This window comes from Limnohabitans sp. YIMB22184 (genome assembly GCF_048020265.1).
GTDB lineage: Bacteria > Pseudomonadota > Gammaproteobacteria > Burkholderiales > Burkholderiaceae_C > Limnohabitans_A.
Genome location: NZ_CP171843.1, coordinates 2,451,229 through 2,475,516, shown reverse-complemented (window position 1 = coordinate 2,475,516; position 24,288 = coordinate 2,451,229). Strand labels below are relative to the sequence as shown.

Here is a 24,288-nt window from a genome sequence, read left to right as displayed (position 1 = left end):
CAAACCCGTGACTTGACCGGGCTCAAGTGGCAGGGCGTGGGTTTCAGTCTGGCGATAATCTTGGAGTGCCCCCCGCCCTGAGCCCGCCCCCGCTTTTGAAAGATCTCCATGAATTTGAATACCCCGTTTCCCATCGATGTCGTCGTGATGGCCGCCGGCAAAGGCACCCGGATGAAAAGCCGCTTGCCCAAAGTGCTGCAGCGCTTGGCGGGGGTGCCGCTGGTTCAGCATGTGCTGAATACGGCGGCGCAGCTGGATGCCCGTTCGGCCGTGGTCATCACCGGCCACGGCGCCGACCAGGTGGAGCCCGTGTTGCTGGCCCCGGGTCAGGCCCTGGCGGTGCAGTGCGTGCGCCAAGAGCCGCAGTTGGGCACAGGCCACGCTGTGCAGCAGGCTGTGCCCGTGCTGGCTGACAATGGCGTGGTGGTGATTTTGTCCGGCGATGTGCCTTTGACCCAGACGGGCACCCTGCAGGCGCTGATCGCCGAATCCGGTGGCGATAAGCTGGCGCTGCTGACCATCGACTTTGCCGACCCCACGGGTTACGGCCGCATTGTCCGAAAGGGTGAAGCCGTGCAAGCCATCGTCGAGCACAAAGACGCCACCGTTGCGCAGCGCCTGATCCAGGAGGTCTACAGCGGCATCATGGCCGTGCCCGCCAAGCTGCTCAAAGGCTGGCTGGGCCGTATTGACAACCAGAACGCCCAGGGTGAGTACTACCTGACCGACGTGGTCAAGCTGGCCGTGGCCGATGGCGTGCCTGTGGTGGCGCATAAGATCGCCGACCCGCTGCAGGTGGCGGGCATCAACAGCCCGGTGCAACTGGCCGAGTTGGAGCGCGCCCACCAGCTGCGCCAGGCGCATCGCCTGATGGAGCAAGGCGTGCGCCTGAAAGACCCGGCCCGCTTTGACCTGCGCGGTCAGCTCGATTGTGCGCAAGACGTCGAGATCGATGTGAATTGCGTTTTTGAAGGCCAGGTGTCGTTGGGCGAAGGCGTGAAGATCGGCGCGAACTGCGTGATCGCCAACTGCACCATCGCCGCAGGCGCAGTCATCCATCCTTTTACCCACATCGACGGCGAAAAATTGGGCGTTAGCGTGGGCGAGGGCGCCTTGATCGGCCCGTTTGCCCGCTTGCGCCCCGGCGCACAACTGGGCGCCGAAGTGCACATCGGCAACTTTGTCGAGGTGAAAAATTCCACCTTGGCCCAGGGTGCCAAGGCCAACCACCTGGCCTATCTGGGCGACGCCACCGTGGGCGAGCGCGTGAACTACGGCGCGGGCAGCATCACGGCCAACTACGACGGGGCCAACAAACACCGCACGGTGATCGAAGCCGACGTGCACATCGGTAGCAACTGCGTGCTGGTGGCCCCGGTGACGATCGGGGCCGGCGGTACGGTGGGCGGCGGCTCCACCATCACTAAGAGCACCGAACCCGGTGCGCTGAGCGTGGCGCGCGGCAAACAGATCAGCATCGCCAACTGGGCCAGACCGCAAAAGAAAAAGTGATGATGGCGTTATTCGTCACTGCGAGCGAAGCGCGGCAGTCCGGTGCTCAGCCTGGCAACGTGATCTGCGTTCCGAACTTGGCCCGTTTGGTCGCAAAAAAGGCCTTCACATTGCGCACATTGGCGTCTTGCGTGAACAGCGCTTGACTGATCGCGAGGTAATGCGGCATGTCGCGTGCCTGCACCACCAACATGAAGTCCGGCCCGGGCGACACGCGCCAGCATTGCTGCACCGCATCGTTCGCCACGGCGCGGGCTTCAAACGTGTCCAGGTGTTCACTGTCCTGCTTGTCTAAAGACACTTCGACCAAGGCTGTCAGCCCGTGGCCCAGCGTGGCGGCGAGCCGGTCGGTGCTGAGCACGGCCACCTGTCGCTCGATCCAGCCGCCCTCGACCAAGCGTTTGACGCGGCGCAGACAGGTGGGCGGCGAGACATTGACTTTTTCGGCCAGCGCCACGTTGCTCAGGCTGGCGTCGCGCTGCAGACTGTCGAGCAGTTGCAAGTCGATTGCATCAAGTTCATTTGATTCCATATATTGTATTTTAATGAAATTAAATTCCACTTCATTCATTTCGTGAAATAAAAAACCGTAAATATGGAAATATTGATCTGATATTTTTATATGGCATGCCTACCATCGCTGTCATTCCCCCAATTGAGGAGCCTTTCATGTGTGGCATCGTCGGCGCCGTTTCTTCCCGCAACATCGTTCCTGTTCTCGTTCAGGGTCTGCAACGGCTCGAATACCGGGGTTATGACTCCTGCGGCGTGGCCGTGCACGCGGCCAGCCTGAACGCTGGCACGGGCGGGCTGCAGCGCGCCCGCAGCACCTCGCGTGTGGCCGAGCTGATGGACCAGGTCAGTGCCGACCACATCGAAGGCGGCACCGGCATTGCCCACACCCGCTGGGCCACGCACGGCGCGCCGGCGGTGCACAACGCGCACCCGCACTTCAGCCATGGCACGGGCCCAGCAGACGGCAAGCCCGGCAAGGTGGCGCTGGTGCACAACGGCATCATCGAAAACCACGAAGAGCTGCGCGCCGCCCTGCAGGCCAAGGGCTATGTCTTTGCCAGCCAGACCGACACCGAAGTCATTGCCCATTTGGTCGACAGCGTGTACGACGGTGACCTCTTTGAAGCCGTCAAAACCGCCATCCGCCAACTGCACGGTGCGTATGCGATTGCGGTGTTCCACAAAGATGAACCGCAGCGCGTCATTGGCGCCCGTGCCGGCTCGCCGCTGATTTTGGGTGTGGGCCAGGGCGAAACCTTTTTGGCCAGCGACGCGATGGCACTGGCCGGTGTGACTGACCAGATCGTCTATCTGGAAGAAGGCGATGTGGTCGATATCCAGCTGGGCAAATACTGGGTGGTAGACCGGGAGCACAAGGCCGTGACCCGCGCCGTGAAAACCGTGCACGCCCACAGCGGCGCGGCCGAGTTGGGCCCTTACCGCCACTACATGCAAAAGGAAATTTTCGAGCAGCCCCGCGCCATTGCCGACACGCTTGAAGGTGTGGAAGGCATCACGCCCGAGCTGTTTGGCGACGGCGCGTACAGCACCTTCAAGGCGATTGACAACGTGCTGATACTGGCCTGTGGCACCAGCTACTACAGCGGCTGCGTGGCCAAGTACTGGATCGAAGCGATCGCCAAAGTGCCCTGCGCGGTGGAAATTGCCAGCGAATACCGCTACCGCGAATCGGTGCCCAACCCGAACACGCTGATCGTCACCATCACCCAAAGCGGCGAAACCGCCGACACCCTGGCCGCGTTGCGCCACGCGCAGAGCCTGGGCATGACGCACACGCTCACCATCTGCAACGTGTCCACCAGTGCCATGGTGCGCGAGTGCAAACACGCCTACGTGACCCGCGCCGGGGCCGAGATCGGCGTGGCTTCCACCAAGGCCTTCACCACGCAGTTGGCTGGGCTGTTCTTGCTCACGCTGGCATTGGCCCAAACCAAAGGCCGCCTGTCTGACGAAGAAGAGGCCGGGCACATCAAAGCCATGCGCCACCTGCCCGCCGCGCTGCAAGCCGTGCTGGCGCTGGAGCCTCAGATCATCGCCTGGGCCGAAGAATTTGCCAGCAAGGAAAACGCGCTGTTTTTGGGCCGGGGCACGCACTACCCCATCGCGCTCGAAGGTGCGCTCAAGCTCAAAGAGATCACCTACATCCACGCCGAAGCCTATGCGGCGGGTGAGCTCAAACACGGCCCGCTGGCCCTGGTGACCAGCGCCATGCCCGTGGTCACCGTGGCCCCCAACGACCAGTTGCTGGAAAAACTCAAAAGCAATATGCAGGAAGTACGCGCCCGGGGCGGTGTGCTCTACGTCCTGGCCGACGGCGACACGAAGATCGAAAGCAGCGAAGGCGTCAACGTGATCCGCATGCCCGAGCACTACGGCGTGCTCTCACCCATCTTGCACGTGGTGCCGCTGCAGCTGCTCAGCTATCACACGGCGTGTGCGCGGGGGACGGATGTGGACAAACCGAGGAACCTTGCAAAATCAGTCACGGTGGAGTGACTTGACACACATGCACCCCCGGCCGCCGCCCATCGTTCCACTTGCCGTCCAGCGCTCGTTCAATCTGGGCAGCCAGTTGGAGCAGTAGCCCATCGTTGGCTTGTCGGGCTTGGGCTTGGATGCCCAGGGGCAGGCCATTGTCCTGGGTGGCCATGGGCAGTGAGATGCCGGGGATGCCGCACAGGTTGGACAGCGGGGTGTAGGCGAAGTTTTGCCAGAGGTTTTCAAACCAGTCGTACACAGAGGGGTTGTCGCTGATCGTCAGGTATTCGGTGGTGCCCAGCTTGGGCGTGGGCAGCGCGGTGATGGGTGTGAGGATGATGTCCCAGTGCTCAAAGAACTCGCCAAAGCCGCGCGAGGTGGTGTTGAATACGGCCTGCATTTGAGCGCGCTGGGCATAGCTGGTTTTCAGGCCTTCCTCCCAGATTTTGATGTTGATCGGCTCGACCAGATCCGTCGGTGGCCGCTCCAGCCCCAAGGGTTTGAGCAGGTTGGTGATGGTCTGCGCAAAGTTGCTGATGTAGCAGGTGGTCTGCGCAGCAAAAGCGGCTTCCAGGTCCACCTCGGGCAGTGCCCATTCGACGTGGTGACCCAAGCTCTCCAGAAAGCGGCCTGCGCGTTCGAGCTCGGCCACAAAGTGTGGCACAGCGCGGTAGTGGCCCCACTCGTGCGACAAGGCGATGCGCAGCCGCCCCGGGTCGCGCTGGATGAGTGTGCTGTAGGGTTCGGCGGGCGACCAATAAGGCATGAATTCGCCCGGTGCGCCGCCGCGGCAATGGTCTACAAACGCTGCGGTGTCGCGCACAGTGCGGCTGTGGCAGCCCTGGGTGGACACCAGACCCGTGAGGTCTGACGCGGCGGGTGCGATGGAGAACACGCCACGTGAGGCCTTGAGGCCGATGTTGCCGTTGAAGCCCGCTGGGATGCGGATCGAGCCGCCACCGTCGGTGGCATGCGACAGGGGCAACACACCCGCTGCCACGGCCGCAGCCGTGCCAGCCGACGAGCCGCAGGTGGTATATCGCAAGTCCCAAGGGTTGCGCGTCACGTACACGGCGGGGTTCTCGGCTGAGCTGCACACGCCAAACTCGGGCGTTGTGGTGCGGCCGATCACGTTCAGACCGGCCTGTTTGATGCGTCTGGCCAGGTAGCTGTCGGCGCTGGCCCGGTTGCCACGCATCAAGAGCGAACCCATTTCCTGCAAGCGGCCTTTGAGCGTGGGCCCTAAGTCTTTCATCAAATAGGGCACGCCTGCAAACGGGCCCTCGGGGTTCATGCCGTCGCGTGTGGGCTCGCTCACCAGGTCGTCAAACACTTCGACCACGGCGCTGAGCGTCGGGTTGACTTGGGCAATGGCAGCAGCCGTTTGGCGTGCCAGCTCGGCGGGCGTCAACTCGCCGCGTTTGACCCGTTTGGCCAGGCCCACGGCATCGTGACTGGCCCATTCATCCCAACCCATGACAAGTGACATCGCTGTTTGCCTTTGTGTTTGCTGCACTTTGGACAAATTAAAACAGACAGTCAGGTGTGGGGCTGTCGCATGCTGGTCGCGCTGGGTGTGCATTTCTCAATGATCTTTGCCATGTTGTTGACGGGCATACCTGCCGCTGGCGCTCGAGCCACCAACCAAAGCCTCTATAGTGGCGGTTTCCATTTGGAGAGTCACTTGGGCATGAGGCCGGTTTTGCGTTCTGTCACTTCCACCGAGGCGATCTGGGTGCAGTCTTCGGACGTGCACGGTCAAGGCGTCTTCGCCGCTCGCCACATGGCCGCAGGCGAGACGGTGATCGAGTATGTGGGTGAGGTCATCACCATGGCCGAGGCGGTGGCCCGTCACCCGCACGATGCGGCCAATCCCGACCACACGTTTTATTTCCATCTGGACGATGGCCGGGTGATCGATGCACTGAAGCACGGCAACGCTTCCAAATGGATCAACCATTCGTGCCGACCCAACTGCGTGCCCGATGAGGTCCAGGGTCGCATCTTTATTCAGACACGCAGACCCGTGTTCAGGGGCGAAGAGCTGACGTTTGACTATGGCTTGTTCAGCGACGAGCCCATGAGCGAAGCCCTGAAGGCCCGCTATGCCTGCCGCTGCGGAGCCAAAAAGTGCCGGGGCACGATGTTGGCGCTGGGTTGACGAGCGCCGGGCTTCATGAACTGTTAGAGCCTGGCCAGGTGTTTTGAAGCCCGGGCGATGAAGCCAATCTCAATGATCGCGTGGGCGCATCAGCCAGCTCACCAGCGTGGCGGCAACCGCACCCACGCCAAGGGCAATGAACACGGATTTGAAGGGCGCACGCTGGATGCAGTGCTCCGCCGTTGAGGTGGCTTGCTGGGTTTTTTGTGCCAGCAATTTTCGGGTTTCGATGGCGGTGTCGCGGCTGTGGTGTGCCATCTCGCTGATGCTGTCCGAGAGCCGATCGGCCAAGCGCTCGAAGGCGGGTTTGGCCTCGTGTGCCGCTTCCTGCACACTGGCCGAAACGCCAGCGGCAGCGGTGGCCATTTTGTCGATGGGGCTTTGAGGGTCGGTCATGTGTGGCTCGCTTTCTGAGTCAGTGAAGAACAGGCCTTCACGATAAAAGCGGCCCACGCATTCGTCTGTGGCCTGACACACCCGGCTTCAGGGCGCTGACGTTTCTTGGCGTTTGATCTCGCGCAGCATGAACAGGTAAAGGCTCTCCACTTTGTCTCTTGCCCACGGCGTCTTGCGCAAAAATTTCAGGCTGGAGCCCACGCTGGGCTCGTGGGTGAAGCAACGAATCGGGATGCGTGCACCCAGATCGGCCCAGCCGTAATGGTCGGCCAATCGGGTGACGATGGTCTCCAGGGTCAGGCCATGCAGCGGGTTGCGTGGTTGGGGGGTGTCTGGGGCAGAGATTGACATGACCCGATTGTCTCTTGATTTGCGCAGGGTGCCGCAGCGCACAGAGGGCTGCCCGGCATCCGCCTAGATTGAGGCAAGCCCAGGGCGGCCGTTCAGGCTGCCGGCGACTCTCGGAGAAATGTTCATGCACCCTGCAACGCCCGGACCCACAGGTTCATGGGCCGAGTTGACCGCTGATCAGCTGCGCAAAACGGTCGATCCCCAGGCACTTGGCTTTTTGGACACCTCCGAGTTGTTGCACAAGCCCTTGCCATGGATCGGTCAGGAGCGTGCACAACAAGCGGCCCAGTTTGGCATGGCCATGAACGAGGCCGATTACAACCTGTTTGTCTTGGGCGAGGTGGGCAGTGGCCGCACCACACTGCTGTGTCAGCTGATGCACGCACAGGCGGAACACCGACCGGTCCCGCCGGACCTGTGTTACCTGCACAACTTTGACGAGCCGGAGCGGCCCAGGGCCTTGTGCCTGAAAGCGGGGCAGGGGCGCGTGCTGCGACAGCGCATGCTGGAGCTGGCCAAGCGGCTTCAAAGCGAGGTGCCCAAGCGGCTGGGTCAAGACGATTACAAGGCCGAGAGCGAGCGCATCGAGGCGACTTATAAAGGCGAAGAGGACCGAGCTTACTTGGCTCTGAGCGCTTACGCCGAGGCCCATCACTTTGCTTTGATGCGCGACCAGGGGCACATGGTGTTCACCCTGAAAGACGCGCAAGGTGAACCCGTGACGGCCGACAAGGCGCTCACCTTGAGCCGCGAGCAGCGTGCCGAGATCGATGAAAGCGAAGAGGCGCTGCGGGCAGAGATTGGCCGTTATCTGGAGAAAACCCGGGCGATGGAGCGCCTGAGGAATGAGGGCTTGTCGGCTTTGCGCAGGCAGACCCTCAAACCCATGTTGGCGCACGAGATCCAGTTGATCCGCCATGGGCTCAGCCAGCCCGAGCCAGACAGGGTCAAGTTGGATATTTTTCTCGAACAGGTTCAGCAATGCGTGCTGGACAACGTGGAACTCTTCGAGGCCGGTGACGAGGAGGACGTTCGGCTGGAGGCCTTGGGGGCCGTCTTGAGCCTGTTTCGCGTGAATGTGGTGGTGGACAACCACGAACTGCAGGGGGCACCAGTGTTGGTGGAGGACAACCCTTTGTTCAGGATGCTGTTTGGCAGCATCGAATACGCCGCAGCCGACGGCGAGTTGGTGACCGATTTTTCGCGCATCCGGGCGGGCAGCTTGCTCAAGGCGCACGGGGGCTTTTTGATGCTGCACCTGCGGGATTTGCTGGCTGACCCCCATGTTTGGGAAAAGCTGCGCCGCTTCATGCGCAACGGCCGCTTGCAGATTGAAGAGCCGGGCATGATGTATGCGCCGATGGCGGCCGAGTCTCTGGAGCCCGAGGCGGTGGCGGTGGATGTGAAGCTGGTGCTGGTCGCCTCGGTGGACGAGTACTACGCGGTGCAGGAAGCAGACCCCGAGTTTGCACGGCACTTTCGCTGCAAGGTGGACTTTGCCGAAAGCTTTGCGGCCACGGCCGCTTCGGCTGAGGCCACCGCCATTTTTGTGGGGCACACCTGCCACAAGCGGCAGTTGCCGCATTTTTCAGCGCAAGCCGTGGCGGCCTTGATCGAAGAGACCCATCGCGAAGCCGATGACCAGCATCGGCAAAGTGCCATCTTTGCGCGGTTGGAAGCCTTGGTCATGGAGAGCGCGGCGTGGGCCAGGCAGCACGGCCATGCCACGGTGGCGCTGGCCGATGTGCAGGGCGCCAAGCGGGCCCGACTTTACCGCCACGACTATCCTGAGCAACGCTTGCAGGAAACCCTGCTCGATGGCGAACGCTTGCTGCGGGTCAGCGGTGAGCAGGTGGCGCAGGTCAACGGCCTCACGGTGGTGGATTTGGGTGACTACCGTTTCGGCTTTCCTGTGCGGGTGACGGCTTGCACCTATGCCGGTGAAGAAGGTTTGCTCAACATCGAGCGCGAGGTCGAGCTGTCAGGCCCCATCCACGACAAAGGCGTGTTGATTTTGCACAGCTATTTGTCAGCGCTGTTTGCCCACCTGGCCCCTTTGGCCATGAACGCAGCGGTGGTGTTTGAGCAGGAGTACAGCGGTGTCGAAGGCGACTCGGCCTCATGCGCCGAGTTCTACGCCTTGCTGTCGAGTTTGTCGGGCGTGCCGCTGCGCCAAGGCATTGCGGTGACCGGCGCGGTGAACCAGCACGGCGAGCTGCTGCCGGTGGGCGGCGTCAACGACAAGATTGAGGGTTTCTTTCGAAGCTGTGAAAACCTGGGCCTGGATGGCCAGCAAGGCGTGTTGATGCCCCGGCGCAACTGCCGACACTTGATGCTGGATGAGCGTGTGGTGCAGGCTGTGGCTGCGGGGCGATTCCACATCTACGTAGCCGACACCGCCGCAGAGGGCATGGCGCTGTTGGCGGGCGTGGCGTTTGGCACTTTGGGGATCGGGGGTTACGAGGCCGAAAGCGTGTTGGGACGTGCGCAAAAAACATTGCAGCGCTTTCGCCATGCGTGTGAACACCTGGGCAACAAACCAACCCTCAAGCCGAACCACTTGCGACACCTCAAGCACAGCGTTTTGCGTTGAGCTTGAGGGGCTGGGTGTTGGCGCATGCCCACGCAGCCTTTTGCCTTGTTTCAACGGTGTTACCGGTTTTCGAGGGTTTACTGGTTTGGATGTAGCGCGGCTCACCAATTCTGAGGATCACGCACTAAGCCGCTGTGACCTATTCTGATGTCAGCGATCAGGTCATGATTTTGGGAGGTCGGAATGGACCTTGGGCCTGAGAAAAATTGAAAAGGACTTTATTCATGTGCATCGATCTTGTGCTGGCCGACCCGTATCCTGTGATGCTGGAAGGGCTGACCCATGTCTTCCAGGAGTCGTCCGATTTTTCCGTCAAGTCCTGCGTCAGAAATGGCGACGAGGCCTTGCAGGCCTTGCAGCAGTTTCAGCCCCACATCCTGGTGATGGACTTGTCCTTGTCACAAAGAAACGGTCTGGCCTTGCTCGAAGAAATCAAGGCGCAGAACTTGCCCACGCGCCCGGTGGTGTTCACTGGCGCACCCATCGGCGAAGTCATGCGTGCGCTGGACCTGGATGTGCCGGGCTTGGTGTCCAAAGAAAAATCCCGCCATATTTTGACCCGTTGCATCAAGTCGGTTCACGAAGGCGGCAAGTGGCTGGACCGCGATCTGTCGGTCAAAACCATGTCGCTCTTGTTGGAGCAGCAAAAGAAAAAAGCGAATGCTTCGCAACTGCTGACGCCGCGCGAGTTGATGGTGGCACGCATGGTCACCGAGGGCTGGCCCAACAAAAAAATTGCCAGCAAACTGTTCATCAGTGAGGGCACGGCCAAGTTGCACCTGCACCACATTTACCAAAAACTCAACTGCCCTGGGCGCATGTCTTTGCAGCGCCATATGCAAGAGCACGGCTTGCTCTGATGGCGTGTCTTTTTGAATTGGATGAACAAGGAATTCACATGGCTCAGGAAAATCAAATTCTCGAAAAAGCGTATGCAGAGCATATTGGCGAGCATTACCGACGCGCCTCGGATGAGTTGCTGCACGCTTACCAGCGCAACAAGGAAGCGGGCCGGCACCATGAGGCCGGAGCGTTCAAGGCGGCGCTGCACCATGCCAAGTTGTCCAAGCACCATGCCTTCAATGCCCATGAGCAGTTGAAGGAGGTTTTGGTCATCCATGAAAAAATGAAAACCACAGATCCATCTGCATTGCCAACGTCATTGAGTGGCGATTTGCTGCAGTGATCGGTGTTTAAAAAATCATCAAATTTATTCTTTATATGTGCATCACCGCACAGTCTGCGCATTGCGCCTTGCATAGACTGTGTCCACAGCCGTCAACGCAACGGTTGTGATGCAGAAGGGAGCCACCAATAATTTTTTGGTCATAGACGGGCTTAGTCGCCCCCATCTGGAGTTGTTGATATGTCAATTCGAGTTCTGCTTTCTTCCAAACACAAAGTGGTGTCCGAGGGCATCGCCGCTGTATTGCGCACACACCATGACATGGATGTTGTGGGTGTGTCGGACAACGGAGAGCACACCCACGTTTTGTGCGGCGAGGTTGACCCCGATGTGGTGTTGATTGGCATGCAAGCCAATGACGCACGGGACCTGAAGTTGATGCACCAGATTGCACACCACCAACCTTCCAAGAGCATGGTGGCTTTTTCAAGCGATTCTGATCGCCATTCGATCATCGAAATTTTGGATGCGGGCGCCAAGGCCTATGTGTCCACCACCAGCAGCATGGACGAGCTCATGTCCGCAATTCGCGCAGCCGCGGCTGGACGCGTTTACCTGTGCCAAGCCGCCGCCTCTGAAATGATGGAGAGCGTGCGCAAGGCCCGCTCTGGCGACATCATGGTAAAGGGCCATCTGGGCGGTCGGGAAGAGCAAGTGCTGCGTTTGATTGCCGATGGGTTTTCTTCCAAGGAGATCGCCCGCAATTTGCAGATTGCCCCCAGCACGGTCGAAGTGCACCGGCGCAACATCATGCGCAAGATCGGTTTGCACAAGGTGGCTGATTTGACGCGCTATGCCATCCGCAATCAGATGGTGTCGGTCTAGGCCAGAGGCCGGTAAGCCGCCTGGCCGCTGTTTCAAACGGTGGTCAGCAGGCGGCGCTCTTCATCGCGGATGACGCTTTGGCATTCGCAGGCACGTCGCTCCAGTGCTGCCCGGTTCAGTACCGTGATGCGTCCCCGGGTGTAGTTGAGAATGCCGTCGTTCATCAGCCGCTTGGCCGCTTGCGTCACGCCCTCACGGCGCACACCCAGCAAGTTGGCGATGGCTTCATGCGTCAATGAGATGCTGTCGCCCTCTTGTCGGTCCAACATCAGCAAAAGCATGCTGCACAGTTGCTGCTCCAGGGCGTGGTGCCGGTGGCACACAGAGCCCTGCGCTATTTGGGTGAGCAGGGTTCGCGTGTACCTCAAAAAAAGCTGCTGAACCGGATTGCCTTGGTTGAAGCTGCCCAGCACGACGCTGATCCTCAGGCGAAGGGCAGTGCCCGCTTTTTGGACCACGCCCCGGTTGTGAGTGTGCGCAGCACCCATCAGCAGGTAAATACCCACCACACCTTCCTTGCCCGTCATGGCGACTTGTGTGGCGTCGCCATTTGCCAGAATGCGAATCCAGGACACGATGGCGGTGAGCGGAAAATGCAAATGGCTCACGAGGCGGCCTGGTTCATGGAGCACTTGCCCCTGCTTCAAATCAACCAACTCTAAATGTGGCTCCCACTCCTTGAAAATGTCCGACGGTAATAAATCAATAATTCTATTTAATTTGTAATTAATTTGCATAAATTTCATTTTTTACAATCGATGCCCATGAAATTTAGCAAAATTTAGGCGACTTTCAGTACGTTGCCGAACATAGCGATCCTCCATCTGAGATTTAATTTCTGTAACCTTGATGGATATCAAAGGTGCGTCGAGGACGTGGTTCGTTGCGGATGGGCGCGTTCACGCAAACCCGCCATGTTCAGGATGTTGAGCACGCCTCGTTGGTACTCGATCAAGCCTTGGTCTTTGAATTCACCGGCGGCCAGGGTAATGCTGACGCGCCGAACCCCCAGCATATGGGCCAGGTGCTCATGAGTCAGGGGCAGCCGGGCACTTTGAGCGCGTTCGGCAGACAAGACCAGCCAATAAGCCAATCGGGTGGCGATGTCGTCGAACTGGATGGAAGCCGACAGGGTGGCCACATGCTCGGCCAACTGCCAAAGATACTGAGAAATCACCCAAAGCATGCCGGGCCTTTGGTGCAGCAGCATGGCCAGATCATGGCTGTCGGCACACCAGGCGTTGCCGCCAGTTTGGACCCGGCATTGCAAATGTTGCGAAACAGGGCTGAGCACAGAGCCCAGGCCAATGGCTCCCTCTGAGCCGACCAAGCCCACGGCCAGTGGGTGGTGTGCCGGGCTGGTGACCAGCAAAGCCACAGAGGCACCGGTCAAAAAATAGACTTTGGAATGACCGTCTGCGCTGGGTTGCCCCAGTGTTTGACCTGCCTGGAGCGCCACCGGTTGGCAAATGCTTTGCACACGGTTCTGATCTTCCCTGGCCAGTTGAAAGATGAGTCCGTTGGTCAAGAGCGTCACTGAAAATTACCAGGTTGCACGGCGGTTGAAAGGCGCTGCAGTGTGGAAAAAAAGGCCAGCGAAAGTTGAAGGTTTTGGTAAATCGCAAAGTATATGTCGCGAGTTCATCGAGTTAATCAGATACAAAACCGCTTTTGTGTGCGATAAAGAACATAAGATGCAGGAATCCCCAAAGGGCGTTTGGAGCGAAGACATTTGCACACAGAAAACATTGAAAACGCTTGCCTTGCCTTGATGTTGGCCAGTGGTGCCTGGGTCGGCGACGTGAGCTGTACGCTCGTGAACCTGCAGCCGGGCCCCCTGCTGGAGGAGACCGGGGATTCGGGCGCTTGGGCGTATTTTCCGGTGGACGCCCTGATCAGCCTGGTGCCGGTGCATTCGGTTGGGGTGGCCGTGGCGCTGGTGGGGCGACAGGGTTGTGTTTTGCTGCCTCCCGCAGAGGGCGCGACTTGGCAGGCGCATGTTGTCTCGCCAGGGCGTGCTTATCGGCTGGACTGGGCGGTGGTGCGCGAAGATCCGGAGCGTTTTGCTTCGTGGTTGTGGCACGCCGCATCGGCGGCGCAAAGCCTGATCGGTCAAATGGCGCAGTGGTCGTTTTGTGCCCAGCACCACAGCCCATCGCAGCAACTGGCCAGTTGGCTGCTGTATGGCTTGGCCCAGTCTCCCAAAACCGAGTTGACGCTGAGTCTGGCGGGCTTGCCACCGGGCATTCAGACCTGGCTGTCAACATCCGCTGAGCCAGCGGTGTCCGATTCGCGTGGTTTCGTGGTGGACGAAGGCTGCTTGCGCACCAGGCGCAATCCCCAGCTCGCAGCGCAGGCCTGCTCGTGTCATGCACGCATGGCCCATTCGAATTTCGCCCCGTGAAGCGTTCAGGGCTGTGAGTCCGGATGGCGTTGGGCGCTGATGTGCTGCGCCAAAGACTCGGCCACTTTGATGCCGTCCACGCCCGCGGACAAGATGCCGCCCGCGTAGCTGGCACCTTCGCCGGCCGGGTACAGGCCTCGGGTGTTGGTGCTTTGGTGGTCGTCGCCACGCGGGATGCGCAGGGGCGAAGAGGTGCGCGTTTCCACCCCGGTCATCACCGCGTCCGCCATGTCGTAACCCTTGATCTTGCGGCCGAACACCGGCAGCGCTTCACGCATGGCGGCCACAGCGTAGCCCGGCAACACATCGGCCAAGTCCACCAGCTTCACGCCGGGTTTGTAAGACGGCTGCACGCTGCCCCAAGTGGTGGAGGGGCGTTGGGCTAAAAAGTCACCCACCAGTTGGCCGGGGGCTTCGTAGTTGCTGCCGCCCACTTCAAAGGCGCGGGTTTCGAGCTGACGCTGCAGCACGATGCCCGACAGCGGGTGCGGCACAGGGGGCTGCTGCGCGGCCAAGGCCTGGGCTTCTTGTGCCAGCTGGGTGCCGTCTGGCTCGCCAAAGGCGGCCTGCCAGGCGGCGGTGTCCAGCGGGTAATCGGGTGGGTCGATGGCCACCACCATGCCCGCGTTGGCGTTGCGTTCGTTGCGCGAGTACTGGCTCATGCCGTTGGTGACCACGCGGCCTGGCTCGCTGGTGGCGGCCACCACCGTGCCACCTGGGCACATGCAAAAGCTGTAGACGGCACGGCCGTTTTGCGCGTGGTGCACCAGCTTGTAATCGGCCGCGCCCAGCAGCGGGTGACCAGCATGGCGACCCCAGCGGGCCTGGTCGATCACGCTTTGTGGGTGCTCGATGCGCACACCAATTGAAAACGCCTTGGCCTGCATGGCCACGCCACGGCGGTGCAGCATGACAAAGGTGTCACGCGAACTGTGGCCCAGCGCCATGACGGCGTGGCGCGTGTGCAGGGTGTGGTGTTCGCCCGTGCGCAGGTCTTGCACCAGTAGCCCGGTGAGCTGCTGGCCCCTGGCGGCGGGCGAAAGCAGCACATCGCTCACGCGTTGCTCGAAGCGAATTTCGCCGCCCAACGCGATGATCTGTTCGCGGATGTGTTCCACCACTTTGACCAGCTTGAAGGTGCCGATGTGCGGGTGCGCCGCATACAGGATGTCGGCGGGTGCGCCCGCCTTGACGAATTCGTCCATCACCTTGCGGCCCAGGTGACGTGGGTCCTTGATCTGGCTGTACAGCTTGCCGTCAGAGAAGGTGCCCGCGCCGCCTTCGCCAAACTGCACATTGCTCTCGGGGTTGAGCACTTTTTTGCGCCACAGGCCCCAAGTGTCCTTGGTGCGTTCACGCACCGGTTTGCCGCGCTCCAGCACGATGGGCCGAAAGCCCATTTGCGCCAGCGCCAGGGCGGCGAACATGCCGCATGGACCAAAGCCCACCACCACCGGGCGCTCGCCTTCTTCTGCGCCAAAACTGGCCGGAGCCTGGCAGGGCGGGTGCCAAACCATGTCGGGCGTGGGTTGAATGTGGGGGTTCTTTTCAAACGCCTTCAGCAAGCGGTTTTCGCTTTGCGCGTCCAACAGCGACAGGTCCACGATGTAGACCGCCCGCAAGTCGGCCTTGCGGGCGTCAAAGCTGCGTTTGAAGACGTGCAAACCGGCGATGTCGGCGGCGCTGAGGCCCAGCGCTTGCGCGGCCAATTGGCGCAGGGCATCGATCGGATGCGGCGTGGGCAGGCGGTCTTCGTCGGTTTCTGACGGCGCATCGGCCGCGCGGCGCGTATCGACCGGCAGGGCCGAGAGGGGGAGTTTGAGTTCTGAAATCCGGATCATGGCAACCTCTGTGGCTTGTGGTTATCAAGCAAGAAGCCGAGATTATCGCTGTGCGTTCAGGTGGGCAAAAAGCCTTCCACCGACAAATAGCGCTCGCCCGTGTCGTAGTTGAAGCCCAGTACCGTGGCGCCAGCAGGCAGCTCGGGCAGTTTTTGGGCAATGGCCGCCAAAGTGGCGCCCGATGAAATGCCCACCAGCATGCCTTCTTCCCGGGCAGAGCGGCGTGCGTACTCGCGGGCGACTTCGGCATCGACCTGGATCACACCGTCGAGCACACTGGTGTCAAGGTTTTTGGGGATGAAACCTGCGCCAATGCCCTGAATCGGGTGCGGTGCAGGTGTCCCGCCCGAAATCACTGGCGACGCTGCAGGCTCGACCGCGAACACTTTGAGATGGGGGAACTTGGCTTTGAGCACGCGTGCAGTGCCCGTCAGGTGGCCGCCTGTGCCCACGCCGGTGATCAATGCGTCGATGCCTTCGGGGAAGTCGGCCAGAATTTCCTGCGCGGTGGTGCGCACGTGCACATCGATGTTGGCCGGGTTTTCAAATTGCTGCGGCATCCAGGCGCCAGGCGTGCTGGCCACCAGCTCTTCGGCGCGGGCGATGGCCCCCTTCATGCCTTTTTCGCGGGGTGTCAGGTCGAAACTGGCGCCATAGGCCAGCATCAGGCGGCGGCGCTCAATGCTCATGCTGTCGGGCATGACCAGCACCAACTTGTAGCCTTTGACGGCGGCAACCATGGCCAGGCCGATGCCGGTGTTGCCCGAGGTGGGCTCGACAATGGTGCCCCCGGGTTGGAGTGCGCCGGATTTTTCGGCCGCCTCGATCATGGCCAGCGCGATGCGGTCCTTGACCGAGCCTCCGGGGTTGCTGCGCTCAGACTTGATCCAGACGTTGGCCGTCGCACCGAACAGGCGCTGGATGCGCACGTGGGGGGTGTTGCCAATGGTGTCGAGGATGGTGTGGGCTTTCATGGCGGAACTCCGGTGTGTGAGGTGTCTAAACCCAATATTGTGCGTGACGGCGCTGCCTGGGCGTGTCTTGCCGGGCACATTCTGGTGCAATCCACCTGGGTGTTGTGAGGGCAGGTGATAATCGGCATGTGAAGCTCGCCAGACCGTCGCTGGTGCGATCTCCGAAAGGAGGCACTGGAGGAACGTCCGGACTGCACAGGACAGCGTAGGAGGCAACGCCTCTCCACCGTGAGGTGAGGATCAGAGCAACAGAGACGAGCCGATTGAGTTCGGGTGAAACGGGCAATCTCTACGCGCAGCAATACCAAGTAGGCCTTCCTGAAGTGGCGCGGTTCGCCGCGCCGCTTCTCCCTGTGGTTCCGCGGGGTGAGTTGGCGGGTAGGTAGCATCGAGCCGGGTGGGCGACCCCCGGCCCAGAGTAATGGCGGTCACGCAGCGGGCAACCGCTGTGCACAGAATCCGGCTTATCGGCGAGCTTCACACTTTTTTAACCCATGAAAAAACCCGCCGAAGCGGGTTTTTTGTGGCGGCTCAAAAGCCCCTCAGCCGCGTGAAGGCATCAAGGTGCCCGCCAGCGCGAACACCGAATTGGGGGCCGTGATTTTCAAGGTGCTTTTGGGCTTGGCAAACACGCCGCGCTTGACGGCGGGCGCAGGTGCTGGCTCAACGGTGACGCCTTTGGTGCGCTGCTCGGCCACCAGCTGTCGCAGGCTGATCGACTGCAGGTGCGTCAACATTTTTTCGTTCAGGCTGGCCCACAGCTCGCTGTTCATCCAGCTGCCGTCGGCTGCGGTTTCGTCATCGGAAGGGGCGTCCACGGCACCCACGATGTCGGCCATGGTGATCTTTTCAGCGCTGCGCGACAGCGAATAACCGCCGCCCGGGCCACGCGTGCTCTCGACCAGGCCTTGCTGGCGCAGCTTGCTGAACAGCTGTTCCAGATAGGACAGCGAAATTTGGTGGCGCACGCTGATGGCGGCCAGCGACACAGGGCCGCGGTCTTCGCGCAGGGCGATGTCGATCATGGCGGTGACGGCAAATCGGCTCTTGGTGCTCAAACGCATGGTGTGCTCCTTTCTGCGTTGGACAAGCCCTCATGGGCATTGCCCCGGTCACTGACTGCATGGTTTGCAGTGGTGACTGAACGGTCATTTTCTCAGACTCATGACACAGTTGGGCATTACCCGTTCCATTTCAAGGGTAAATCCTGTGTATTTTTGTCGGAAATCAACTAGAAGCGCTCGTGGCCAGCCAGTTGCCGCCATTGGCCAGGCTCCAGCGGGGCCAGGCTCAAGCGGCCCACGCGTTGGCGGCGCAGGTCCTGCAGAGGGCATTGTTCGTCCAGCCAGCGGCCCAAGGCCAGAGCGTCGATGTCTTTGCCCGCGATGCGCAGCACCGTGACTTGCTCGGTCTGGCGGTTGATGCTGGCGCGGATGCCCGGGCCGTTCAGGGCTTTGACCAGGCCGTCTGGCACTTCGCCGCCCACGGTGGCCATCCATTCCTGCTCCATGGGGCTGCGGCGGTCTTCCAGGTGGCGCAGCACGCCCACATCGTCCGAAAAAATACACAGTCCGCTGGCGGGTTTGGCCAAGGGCAGGGGCATCTGCATTTTGGCCAGGCGCTCGGGCCCCCACAGGCCGGGCTGGGGGGCTTTGAGGCCCACCGTGTCCTGCAGCCAGGCCAGGTTGGCCACCCGGTGCGCGGGCTTGAACAGCACCAGGGTCAACGGGGCCAGTGCGGCCATGGACACCAGGCGGTTGACTTGAACGGTTTGCTCCTCGCGCACACGCCGGGCCGGGTCGGTCACGACTTTGCCCGCCACCTGCACACCACCGGCCACGATCAGTGCTTCGGCTTCGCGGCGCGAGCAGTTTTGCTCGGCGGCCACGCGTTTGGCCAGTCGAATGCCTTCTTCAGAGGAAATCATCAATGCTTTCAAAAATACTCAAAGCGAATCAAGACAGGGCTTGTTCGCGGATGTGGTCCACATGCGCTTGCAGCGAGCGGGCAGCCACGGGCCAGAGGCGGGGCGGCACGTCGTTGTAGGCTTTTTCCACCCATTCCTGCAGGCTGCCTTGGGGCAGGGCCTGCATGGCGGCGGCTATTTTGGCTTCGCGCTTCAAGCGGTGGGCCTTCAGGTGCGTGATGGCCTGGTGGGCAAAGCCCAGCACATGGCCGTGCGCGGGCAAGATGAACTCAATCCCCCCGGCTTCGCAGGCCGCAGCCAGTTTGTCCAGTGAATCCAAATAGTCGCCCATGTGGCCGTCGGGCGGGTCGATCACGGTGGTACTGCCGTTGAGCACATGGTCGCCCGAGAACAGCAGGCCGTCTTCTTCCAGCACCAGGCACAGGTGGTTGGCCGCGTGGCCGGGGGTGTGCACCACGCGCAGGGTGTGGGTGATTTCGCCTTGGACGCCGATGCCTTGCAGCACCAGCTTCTCACCGTCGGCCAGCTCACGCTCGGGGGTGAAGCGGCTGTTGGCGCGGGCGGTGGGCTTGGAGGCCAGGCCCAGAATCGGCGGCTTGTTTGTGCACAGGGCTTGCAGCGGGGCCGCGCCGGGGGAATGGTCCGGGTGCGAGTGGGTGCACACAATCGCCTTGATCTGTCCGCCTGCGGCACGCCACAGGCGCTGCAGGTGCTCGTCGTCGGCCGGGCCCGGGTCGATGGCGATGTAGCCGGTGTCCGGGTCACCCACCAAATAACTGTTGGTGCCAGGGCCGGTCATCACCCCGGGGTTGGGGGCCGTGAGGCGCTGCACGTTCTTCAGCAACGGGACAGGCTGGTCGGTCTGCCAGTCCAGGTGGTGGTGGATTTGCCCGTCGGGCGTGACCAGGGCCAGCTCGCCAAATGGGGCTTCGTGCTCCATGTAACGCGCTTCGTTGCCCGCCAGCCAGCCGGCACGGGGGCAGCTGGTCCACAGGGGCTCGTCGTTGACGGCGCAGGCTTGCAGCACCGCGTCCACACTGGCAAAGGCTTTGAGGCGCTCCAGCGTGCGGATGGTCGGGTAGACCATGAAAAAATCCCCCGCTTCGTGCCGGGCCAGCGCGTCGGCCGGGCGCACCCAGACCGGCTCGAACTGCTCGGACTCGTCGGCCACCGGGGTTTGGCCTTCGGGCATGCGGGCCACTAAAAAAGGCACATCAAAGCGCCGCGGCAGGTCGCGGTCGGTGATCCAGTGGGCCAGCACAAACACTTGGTCGGCGGCCAAGCTCAGGCCTTGGGCTTGGCATTGGGCGGCAAACGGTGAATCCGGGGGGGCTTGGCGGTCGATGGCGGCGATGTCGTCGTGGTCTGCCCAGCGGCCATCGGCATGACGGGCGAACAAGATGCCCAGCTCCTCGAAGCTCTCGCGGATGGCTGCAATCGCCTGCGTCAGGTGCAGGTCGCTTTGGGTGGCGCGGCGCTGCGCCATGCTGTGCGCCTGGGCATCGCCGGGGTCAATCACGCCACCCGGGAACACATAGGCGCCGGGTGCAAAACTGGCCGTCATCGAGCGGCGGGTCATCAGCACTTCGATGCCTTGCGGCCCGTCGCGCAGCAGCAGCACGGTGGCGGCGGGGCGCAGGGGGGCGGGTTCACGTTGGGGGTAGAGGAGTTGGGAGGTGCGTGCCATGCCCCATTATCGGGGGACTGGAGGCCTGTTCCGGTGTGGGCCAAAGGTGATAATCGCGGCCATGCACATCCGCTTTACCAAGATGCAAGGGGCCGGCAACGACTTTGTCGTGCTCGACGAGACGCAAGGCCGCCTGGGCCTGAGCGCGGCCCAGTACCGTTTTTTGGCCGACCGCCACTTTGGCGTGGGGGCCGACCAGATCCTCACGGTTCGGCCCTCGCCCGCGCCCGGGCTGGATTTTGAATACGTGATCCACAACGCCGATGGCGGTGAGGTGGAGCATTGCGGCAACGGGGCCCGCTGCTTTGTGCGCTATGTGCGCGACAAGGGCCTGACCGACAAAAGCACCGTGCGCGTCAAGGTGCAGCAGGGCGAGATCGAGCTGCGCATGAACCCCGATGGCCGTGTCACGGTGGACATGGGGGCGCCCATCTTTGATTGGGAACGTGTGCCCTTCAACCCCATCGGGCTCATTAGCGACCAGGTCAATGGCTGGCCGGTGTTTGATTTAGCGCTGGGCGATTTGGGAATTGCCCGGGTGGGCGTGGTGTCCATGGGCAACCCGCATGCGGTGCAGCGTGTGGACGATGTCGACACCTTCCCGGTGCTGGCCCTGGGGCCGCTGATTGAAAAGCACCCGGCTTTCCCCAAGCGCGTGAACGCGGGTTTCATGCAGATCGTCTCGCGCAGCCAGATCAAGCTGCGCGTGTACGAGCGCGGCGCGGGCGAGACCCTGGCCTGCGGCACGGGCGCTTGTGCGGCGGTGGTCGCGGGTATTCGCCAGGGTTGGCTGGACGCGCGTGTGGATGTGCAGACCCACGGCGGTGTGCTCACCATCGAGTGGGCTGGTCAGGCCGACAGCCCGGTGCTGATGACCGGCCCGGCCACCTCTGTTTTTGAGGGCAGCATCGATGTGCCTGACTCGCTTTGACCTTTTGAATTTCTGGAGCCCCGCATGACCACGCCTGAACCCATGAGCCCGATCACCGAAGACGACATCGCCGACTATCTGGTGAACACGCCGGACTTTTTCGAGCGCCACGCCTCGCTCCTGGCCACGGTGCAGCTGACGCACCCCCAAAGCCACCGCACGGTGGGCCTGCAAGAGCGCCAGGCGCAAATGCTGCGCGACAAGATCAAGGGGCTGGAGCACCGCATCATGGACATGATCCGGCATGGCAACGAGAACATGATCCTCACCGACAAGCTGCACCGCTGGTCGTGTGAGTTGCTGGTGACGCCGCAGGACCAGCTGGCCGCGTCGGCGGTGGACAACATCCGTGAACTGTTTCAGGTGCCGCAAGTGGCTTTGCGCCTGTGGTCGCTGCAGGGCGCGCATGCGCAGGCGGCTTATGCCCAGGGCGTGACCGAGGCGGTGCAGACGCTGGCCAGCTCGCTCGACCGGCCTTATGTGGGGCCGAACTCGGGTTACGAGGCCGTGCAGTGGCTGGACGAGCCGACCCAGGCGGCTTCTTTGGCGCTGCTCGCTTTGCGTGCAGCACCCGGCCAGCCCGCTTTTGGTTTGCTGGTGCTGGCCTCACCCGACGCCCAGCGCTTCAACAGCCAGATGGGCACCGACCTGCTCGAGCGCCTGGCCGAGCTGGCGGGTGCGGCTTTGTCGGTCTTGCGCCAACAGGATTGAGCTGTGTCGGACGCGGCCACCGACCCGCTGGTGTCCCGTTACCTGGACCATGTGCGCTTTGAAAAGCGCCTGGCCGAGCGCACCTGCACCCTGTACCAATTGGATTTGACGCGCCTGGCCGAGATGGCGGCGGCAACTCAAGTGCCCTTGTTGCAGGTGCAAAGCGGCCATGTGCGCCGCTGGGTGGCGCAGATGCACAGCGCCGGGCGCAGTGGGCGCGGCATTGCGCTCATCTTGTCGGGTTGGCGCGGCTTTTACACCTGGTTGGGGCGCGAGGGCCTGGTGGCGCACAACCCGGTGGCCGATGTGCGGGCGCCGCGTGTGGCCAAGCCCTTGCCCAAAGCGTTGGGGGTGGACGAAGCGGTGCAGCTGGCCGAGCACGAAGAGGACAACGACGACCCCTGGCTGGAAGCGCGTGACGCGGCCATGGTGGAGCTGCTCTACGGCTGCGGCCTGAGGATTGCCGAGCTGACCGGCTTGGACGTGGTGGCCAGCGCCGAAGCCGCCCGTGCCGGGCGCGGCTGGATCGACCTGCCCAATGCCGAAGTGCAGGTGCAGGGCAAAGGCAGCAAGCGCCGCACCGTGCCCTTGGGGCGTGCGGCCATCGAGGCGCTGACCCACTGGCTGGCTGTGCGGCCGCAGTTGCCGGGCATGCTGATACAAGCCACCAAAGGGGCGTCCCCCTTGGCGCTGGCGCTGTTTCCCGGGCGGCACGGCACGCGCCTGACGCCACGCGGCGTGGCGCAGCGCCTCAAGCGCCGCAGCCTGCTGGCGGGCCTGGCCACCCCGGTGCACCCGCACATGCTGCGCCATTCATTTGCCAGCCATGTGCTGCAGTCCAGCGGCGACTTGCGGGCGGTGCAAGAGTTGCTGGGCCACGCCAACATCAGCACCACCCAGGTCTACACGCGGCTGGATTTTCAGCACCTGGCCAAAACCTACGACGCCGCCCACCCCCGCGCCAAACGCAAATGAAGTCCCGTTCGGGCCGCTCAGCTGCGGTGTAAGGCCATGCCCGGTGCGCAGGCTCGGCGCTTGAATTCGTCGCTACACTCCCCAACTCTTGTTTCTTGTCTTGAAGTGGAACCGCGCCATGTCCCTGATCCCCACCACCATCCTGACCGGCTTTTTGGGCTCGGGCAAAACCACCTTGCTCAAGCGCGTTCTGACCGAGGCCCACGGCCAGAAGATTGCCGTGATCGAGAACGAGTTTGGCGAAGAGAACATCGACAACGACATCCTGGTCTCGGACACCGATGAGCAGATCATCCAGATGAGCAACGGCTGCATCTGCTGCACCATCCGCGAAGACCTGCGCGTGACCCTGCAGCTGTTGGCTGCCAAGCGCCGCAAGGGCTTGCTCAGCTTTGACCGCATCGTGATCGAGACCACGGGCCTGGCCGACCCTGGCCCGGTGGCGCAGACATTTTTCATGGACGACGAAATTGCCGAGACCTTTTTGCTCGACTCCATCTTGACCCTGGTGGACGCCAAACACGCGGCCCAGCAGCTCAACGACCGCCAGGAAGCCCGCCGTCAGGTAGGCTTTGCCGACCAGATCTTCATCAGCAAGGCCGATCTGGTCTCGCCCGAGGAGCTGGACGCCTTGCAGCACCGCCTGAAACACATGAACCCCCGTGCGCCGCAAAAAGTGGTGCATTTTGGTGAGGTGGCTCTGTCCGAGGTGTTCGACCTCAAAGGCTTCAACCTGAACGCCAAACTGGACATCGATCCGGATTTCCTCAAAGACGATGACCATGACCATGTGCATGGCGAGCATTGCGACCACCCGTCCCACCAGCATGACCATGAGCATGGTGAACACTGCGACCACCCCTCTCACCAGCACGACCATGAGCACGGTCACGGGCACCACCATCACCACGACGATGACGTGAAAAGCTTTGTGTTCCGCTCCGACAAAGCCTTTGATCCGGCCAAGCTGGAAGACTTTCTGGGCGCCATCGTCAACATTTATGGCCCGCGCATGCTGCGCTACAAAGGCGTGTTGAACATGCGTGGCACCGAGCGCAAGGTGATTTTTCAGGGCGTGCACCAGCTCATGGGCAGCGATTTGGGGCCGATGTGGGCCGATGGCGAAACAAAAATGAGCAAGATGGTATTCATTGGTATCGATTTGCCCAAAGACATCCTCCTGCAGGGCTTGGAGCAGTGTTTGGTCTGAACACGCAGTGGCGCCCGGCATGTGTGCGGGGCCACAGAGTTGAACATGCCTTTAATAGGCCGAGCTGCATTTTTTGATCGTTCTTATCGC

The 24,288-nt window shown here is 61.8% G+C and carries 23 protein-coding genes and 1 other RNA gene; 13 read left to right on the top strand and 11 right to left on the bottom strand.

Annotated elements, in window-relative coordinates; all coding sequences use genetic code 11:
• The first annotated feature begins 108 nt into the window (after positions 1-108).
• The gene (gene glmU, locus ACHEXL_RS11275) at positions 109-1,512 is read left to right on the top strand and encodes a bifunctional UDP-N-acetylglucosamine diphosphorylase/glucosamine-1-phosphate N-acetyltransferase GlmU (protein WP_416559543.1); all 1,404 of its coding nucleotides are present in this window, start codon (positions 109-111) and stop codon (positions 1,510-1,512) included.
• A gap of 46 nt (positions 1,513-1,558) precedes the next feature.
• Here the strand turns inward: glmU and ACHEXL_RS11270 are convergent, their stop codons facing one another.
• Positions 1,559-2,044 (bottom strand): Lrp/AsnC family transcriptional regulator, encoded by a 486-nt coding sequence (locus tag ACHEXL_RS11270; protein ID WP_416559542.1) that lies wholly within the window; start codon positions 2,042-2,044, stop codon positions 1,559-1,561.
• 137 nt (positions 2,045-2,181) lie between these two features.
• Between ACHEXL_RS11270 and glmS the strand changes: the two genes are divergently transcribed.
• Entirely contained in the window at positions 2,182-4,044 is a 1,863-nt protein-coding gene (gene glmS, locus ACHEXL_RS11265) for a glutamine--fructose-6-phosphate transaminase (isomerizing) (protein ID WP_416559541.1), read from the top strand.
• Here glmS and ACHEXL_RS11260 read toward each other — a convergent pair.
• Positions 4,031-5,515 carry an amidase gene (locus tag ACHEXL_RS11260; RefSeq protein ID WP_416559540.1) on the bottom strand — a complete coding sequence of 495 codons (1,485 nt, stop codon included), beginning with the start codon at positions 5,513-5,515 and terminating at the stop codon, positions 4,031-4,033. The genes glmS and ACHEXL_RS11260 overlap by 14 nt on opposite strands.
• Before the next feature lie 213 nt (positions 5,516-5,728).
• On the opposite strand from ACHEXL_RS11260, the gene ACHEXL_RS11255 reads away from it, so the two are divergent.
• Positions 5,729-6,187, top strand: a complete 459-nt coding sequence (locus ACHEXL_RS11255; protein ID WP_416559539.1) for an SET domain-containing protein — start codon at positions 5,729-5,731, stop codon at positions 6,185-6,187.
• A 69-nt stretch (positions 6,188-6,256) separates the two neighbouring features.
• On the opposite strand, the gene ACHEXL_RS11250 is transcribed toward ACHEXL_RS11255, so the two are convergent.
• Together ACHEXL_RS11250 and ACHEXL_RS11245 are read right to left on the bottom strand one after the other, a co-directional pair.
• Positions 6,257-6,583 (bottom strand): hypothetical protein, encoded by a 327-nt coding sequence (locus ACHEXL_RS11250; RefSeq protein ID WP_416559538.1) that lies wholly within the window; start codon positions 6,581-6,583, stop codon positions 6,257-6,259.
• Positions 6,584-6,670: 87 nt separating this feature from the next.
• Complete coding sequence (locus ACHEXL_RS11245) at positions 6,671-6,934, bottom strand: VF530 family DNA-binding protein (protein WP_416559537.1); 264 nt, start codon at positions 6,932-6,934, stop codon at positions 6,671-6,673.
• Between the two features lie 124 nt (positions 6,935-7,058).
• Here ACHEXL_RS11245 and ACHEXL_RS11240 point away from each other — a divergent pair, with 124 nt between their 5' ends.
• The 4 genes from ACHEXL_RS11240 to ACHEXL_RS11225 all read left to right on the top strand — a co-directional run bounded on the left by ACHEXL_RS11240 (position 7,059) and on the right by ACHEXL_RS11225 (position 11,538).
• Positions 7,059-9,527, top strand: coding sequence for a Lon protease family protein (locus tag ACHEXL_RS11240; protein ID WP_416559536.1), 2,469 nt, complete (start codon positions 7,059-7,061; stop codon positions 9,525-9,527).
• A 224-nt stretch (positions 9,528-9,751) separates the two neighbouring features.
• Positions 9,752-10,387: a response regulator transcription factor gene (locus ACHEXL_RS11235; protein WP_416559535.1), complete on the top strand. Its 636-nt coding sequence runs from the start codon at positions 9,752-9,754 to the stop codon at positions 10,385-10,387.
• Positions 10,387-10,713: a hypothetical protein gene (locus tag ACHEXL_RS11230; protein WP_416559534.1), complete on the top strand. Its 327-nt coding sequence runs from the start codon at positions 10,387-10,389 to the stop codon at positions 10,711-10,713. The genes ACHEXL_RS11235 and ACHEXL_RS11230 overlap by 1 nt, the downstream gene beginning before the upstream one ends.
• A gap of 180 nt (positions 10,714-10,893) precedes the next feature.
• A complete protein-coding gene (locus tag ACHEXL_RS11225; RefSeq protein ID WP_416559533.1) occupies positions 10,894-11,538 on the top strand; it encodes a LuxR C-terminal-related transcriptional regulator in 645 nt (214 codons plus the stop codon).
• Between the two features lie 32 nt (positions 11,539-11,570).
• On the opposite strand, the gene ACHEXL_RS11220 is transcribed toward ACHEXL_RS11225, so the two are convergent.
• Together ACHEXL_RS11220 and ACHEXL_RS11215 are read right to left on the bottom strand one after the other, a co-directional pair.
• Positions 11,571-12,146 carry a Crp/Fnr family transcriptional regulator gene (locus tag ACHEXL_RS11220; RefSeq protein ID WP_416559532.1) on the bottom strand — a complete coding sequence of 192 codons (576 nt, stop codon included), beginning with the start codon at positions 12,144-12,146 and terminating at the stop codon, positions 11,571-11,573.
• 248 nt (positions 12,147-12,394) lie between these two features.
• Positions 12,395-13,066 (bottom strand): Crp/Fnr family transcriptional regulator, encoded by a 672-nt coding sequence (locus ACHEXL_RS11215; RefSeq protein ID WP_416559531.1) that lies wholly within the window; start codon positions 13,064-13,066, stop codon positions 12,395-12,397.
• Between the two features lie 204 nt (positions 13,067-13,270).
• Here ACHEXL_RS11215 and ACHEXL_RS11210 point away from each other — a divergent pair, with 204 nt between their 5' ends.
• Positions 13,271-13,942 (top strand): hypothetical protein, encoded by a 672-nt coding sequence (locus ACHEXL_RS11210; protein ID WP_416559530.1) that lies wholly within the window; start codon positions 13,271-13,273, stop codon positions 13,940-13,942.
• 5 nt (positions 13,943-13,947) lie between these two features.
• Here the strand turns inward: ACHEXL_RS11210 and ACHEXL_RS11205 are convergent, their stop codons facing one another.
• Entirely contained in the window at positions 13,948-15,783 is a 1,836-nt protein-coding gene (locus tag ACHEXL_RS11205; protein ID WP_416559529.1) for an NAD(P)/FAD-dependent oxidoreductase, read from the bottom strand.
• 56 nt (positions 15,784-15,839) lie between these two features.
• Complete coding sequence (gene cysK / locus ACHEXL_RS11200) at positions 15,840-16,757, bottom strand: cysteine synthase A (protein WP_416559528.1); 918 nt, start codon at positions 16,755-16,757, stop codon at positions 15,840-15,842.
• A 130-nt stretch (positions 16,758-16,887) separates the two neighbouring features.
• On the opposite strand from cysK, the gene rnpB reads away from it, so the two are divergent.
• Positions 16,888-17,240, top strand: an RNA gene (rnpB, locus tag ACHEXL_RS11195) — RNase P RNA component class A.
• A gap of 59 nt (positions 17,241-17,299) precedes the next feature.
• Here rnpB and ACHEXL_RS11190 read toward each other — a convergent pair.
• From ACHEXL_RS11190 to ACHEXL_RS11180, 3 genes are all read right to left on the bottom strand, one after another.
• Positions 17,300-17,821: an Rrf2 family transcriptional regulator gene (locus ACHEXL_RS11190; RefSeq protein ID WP_416559527.1), complete on the bottom strand. Its 522-nt coding sequence runs from the start codon at positions 17,819-17,821 to the stop codon at positions 17,300-17,302.
• A gap of 167 nt (positions 17,822-17,988) precedes the next feature.
• Positions 17,989-18,684 carry a S4 domain-containing protein gene (locus ACHEXL_RS11185; protein ID WP_416559526.1) on the bottom strand — a complete coding sequence of 232 codons (696 nt, stop codon included), beginning with the start codon at positions 18,682-18,684 and terminating at the stop codon, positions 17,989-17,991.
• Between the two features lie 28 nt (positions 18,685-18,712).
• Entirely contained in the window at positions 18,713-20,371 is a 1,659-nt protein-coding gene (locus tag ACHEXL_RS11180) for an MBL fold metallo-hydrolase (RefSeq protein ID WP_416559525.1), read from the bottom strand.
• Positions 20,372-20,432: 61 nt separating this feature from the next.
• Here ACHEXL_RS11180 and dapF point away from each other — a divergent pair, with 61 nt between their 5' ends.
• The 4 genes from dapF to ACHEXL_RS11160 all read left to right on the top strand — a co-directional run bounded on the left by dapF (position 20,433) and on the right by ACHEXL_RS11160 (position 24,198).
• A complete protein-coding gene (gene dapF / locus ACHEXL_RS11175) occupies positions 20,433-21,302 on the top strand; it encodes a diaminopimelate epimerase (protein WP_416559524.1) in 870 nt (289 codons plus the stop codon).
• Positions 21,303-21,326: 24 nt separating this feature from the next.
• Positions 21,327-22,013, top strand: a complete 687-nt coding sequence (locus tag ACHEXL_RS11170; RefSeq protein WP_291929784.1) for a DUF484 family protein — start codon at positions 21,327-21,329, stop codon at positions 22,011-22,013.
• A 3-nt stretch (positions 22,014-22,016) separates the two neighbouring features.
• Complete coding sequence (locus tag ACHEXL_RS11165; RefSeq protein ID WP_416559523.1) at positions 22,017-22,988, top strand: tyrosine recombinase XerC; 972 nt, start codon at positions 22,017-22,019, stop codon at positions 22,986-22,988.
• A 118-nt stretch (positions 22,989-23,106) separates the two neighbouring features.
• On the top strand, positions 23,107-24,198 hold the full coding sequence (locus ACHEXL_RS11160; protein WP_416559522.1) for a CobW family GTP-binding protein: 1,092 nt from the start codon (positions 23,107-23,109) through the stop codon (positions 24,196-24,198).
• The last annotated feature ends 90 nt before the right edge of the window (positions 24,199-24,288 follow it).

What these genes read in the sequence shown, in the direction of transcription:
- ACHEXL_RS11185 (WP_416559526.1), bottom strand. Translation starts at nt 18,684, where the DNA reads ATGATTTCCTCTGAAGAAGGCATTCGACTGGCCAAACGCGTGGCCGCC.
- ACHEXL_RS11260 (WP_416559540.1), bottom strand. Translation starts at nt 5,515, where the DNA reads ATGTCACTTGTCATGGGTTGGGATGAATGGGCCAGTCACGATGCCGTG.
- ACHEXL_RS11170 (WP_291929784.1), top strand. Translation starts at nt 21,327, where the DNA reads ATGACCACGCCTGAACCCATGAGCCCGATCACCGAAGACGACATCGCC.
- ACHEXL_RS11225 (WP_416559533.1), top strand. Translation starts at nt 10,894, where the DNA reads ATGTCAATTCGAGTTCTGCTTTCTTCCAAACACAAAGTGGTGTCCGAG.
- ACHEXL_RS11180 (WP_416559525.1), bottom strand. Translation starts at nt 20,371, where the DNA reads ATGGCACGCACCTCCCAACTCCTCTACCCCCAACGTGAACCCGCCCCC.
- ACHEXL_RS11270 (WP_416559542.1), bottom strand. Translation starts at nt 2,044, where the DNA reads ATGGAATCAAATGAACTTGATGCAATCGACTTGCAACTGCTCGACAGT.
- cysK (WP_416559528.1), bottom strand. Translation starts at nt 16,757, where the DNA reads ATGAAAGCCCACACCATCCTCGACACCATTGGCAACACCCCCCACGTG.
- ACHEXL_RS11190 (WP_416559527.1), bottom strand. Translation starts at nt 17,821, where the DNA reads ATGCGTTTGAGCACCAAGAGCCGATTTGCCGTCACCGCCATGATCGAC.
- ACHEXL_RS11245 (WP_416559537.1), bottom strand. Translation starts at nt 6,934, where the DNA reads ATGTCAATCTCTGCCCCAGACACCCCCCAACCACGCAACCCGCTGCAT.
- ACHEXL_RS11205 (WP_416559529.1), bottom strand. Translation starts at nt 15,783, where the DNA reads ATGATCCGGATTTCAGAACTCAAACTCCCCCTCTCGGCCCTGCCGGTC.
- ACHEXL_RS11250 (WP_416559538.1), bottom strand. Translation starts at nt 6,583, where the DNA reads ATGACCGACCCTCAAAGCCCCATCGACAAAATGGCCACCGCTGCCGCT.
- ACHEXL_RS11230 (WP_416559534.1), top strand. Translation starts at nt 10,387, where the DNA reads ATGGCGTGTCTTTTTGAATTGGATGAACAAGGAATTCACATGGCTCAG.
- glmU (WP_416559543.1), top strand. Translation starts at nt 109, where the DNA reads ATGAATTTGAATACCCCGTTTCCCATCGATGTCGTCGTGATGGCCGCC.
- ACHEXL_RS11235 (WP_416559535.1), top strand. Translation starts at nt 9,752, where the DNA reads ATGTGCATCGATCTTGTGCTGGCCGACCCGTATCCTGTGATGCTGGAA.
- dapF (WP_416559524.1), top strand. Translation starts at nt 20,433, where the DNA reads ATGCACATCCGCTTTACCAAGATGCAAGGGGCCGGCAACGACTTTGTC.
- glmS (WP_416559541.1), top strand. Translation starts at nt 2,182, where the DNA reads ATGTGTGGCATCGTCGGCGCCGTTTCTTCCCGCAACATCGTTCCTGTT.
- ACHEXL_RS11240 (WP_416559536.1), top strand. Translation starts at nt 7,059, where the DNA reads ATGCACCCTGCAACGCCCGGACCCACAGGTTCATGGGCCGAGTTGACC.
- ACHEXL_RS11160 (WP_416559522.1), top strand. Translation starts at nt 23,107, where the DNA reads ATGTCCCTGATCCCCACCACCATCCTGACCGGCTTTTTGGGCTCGGGC.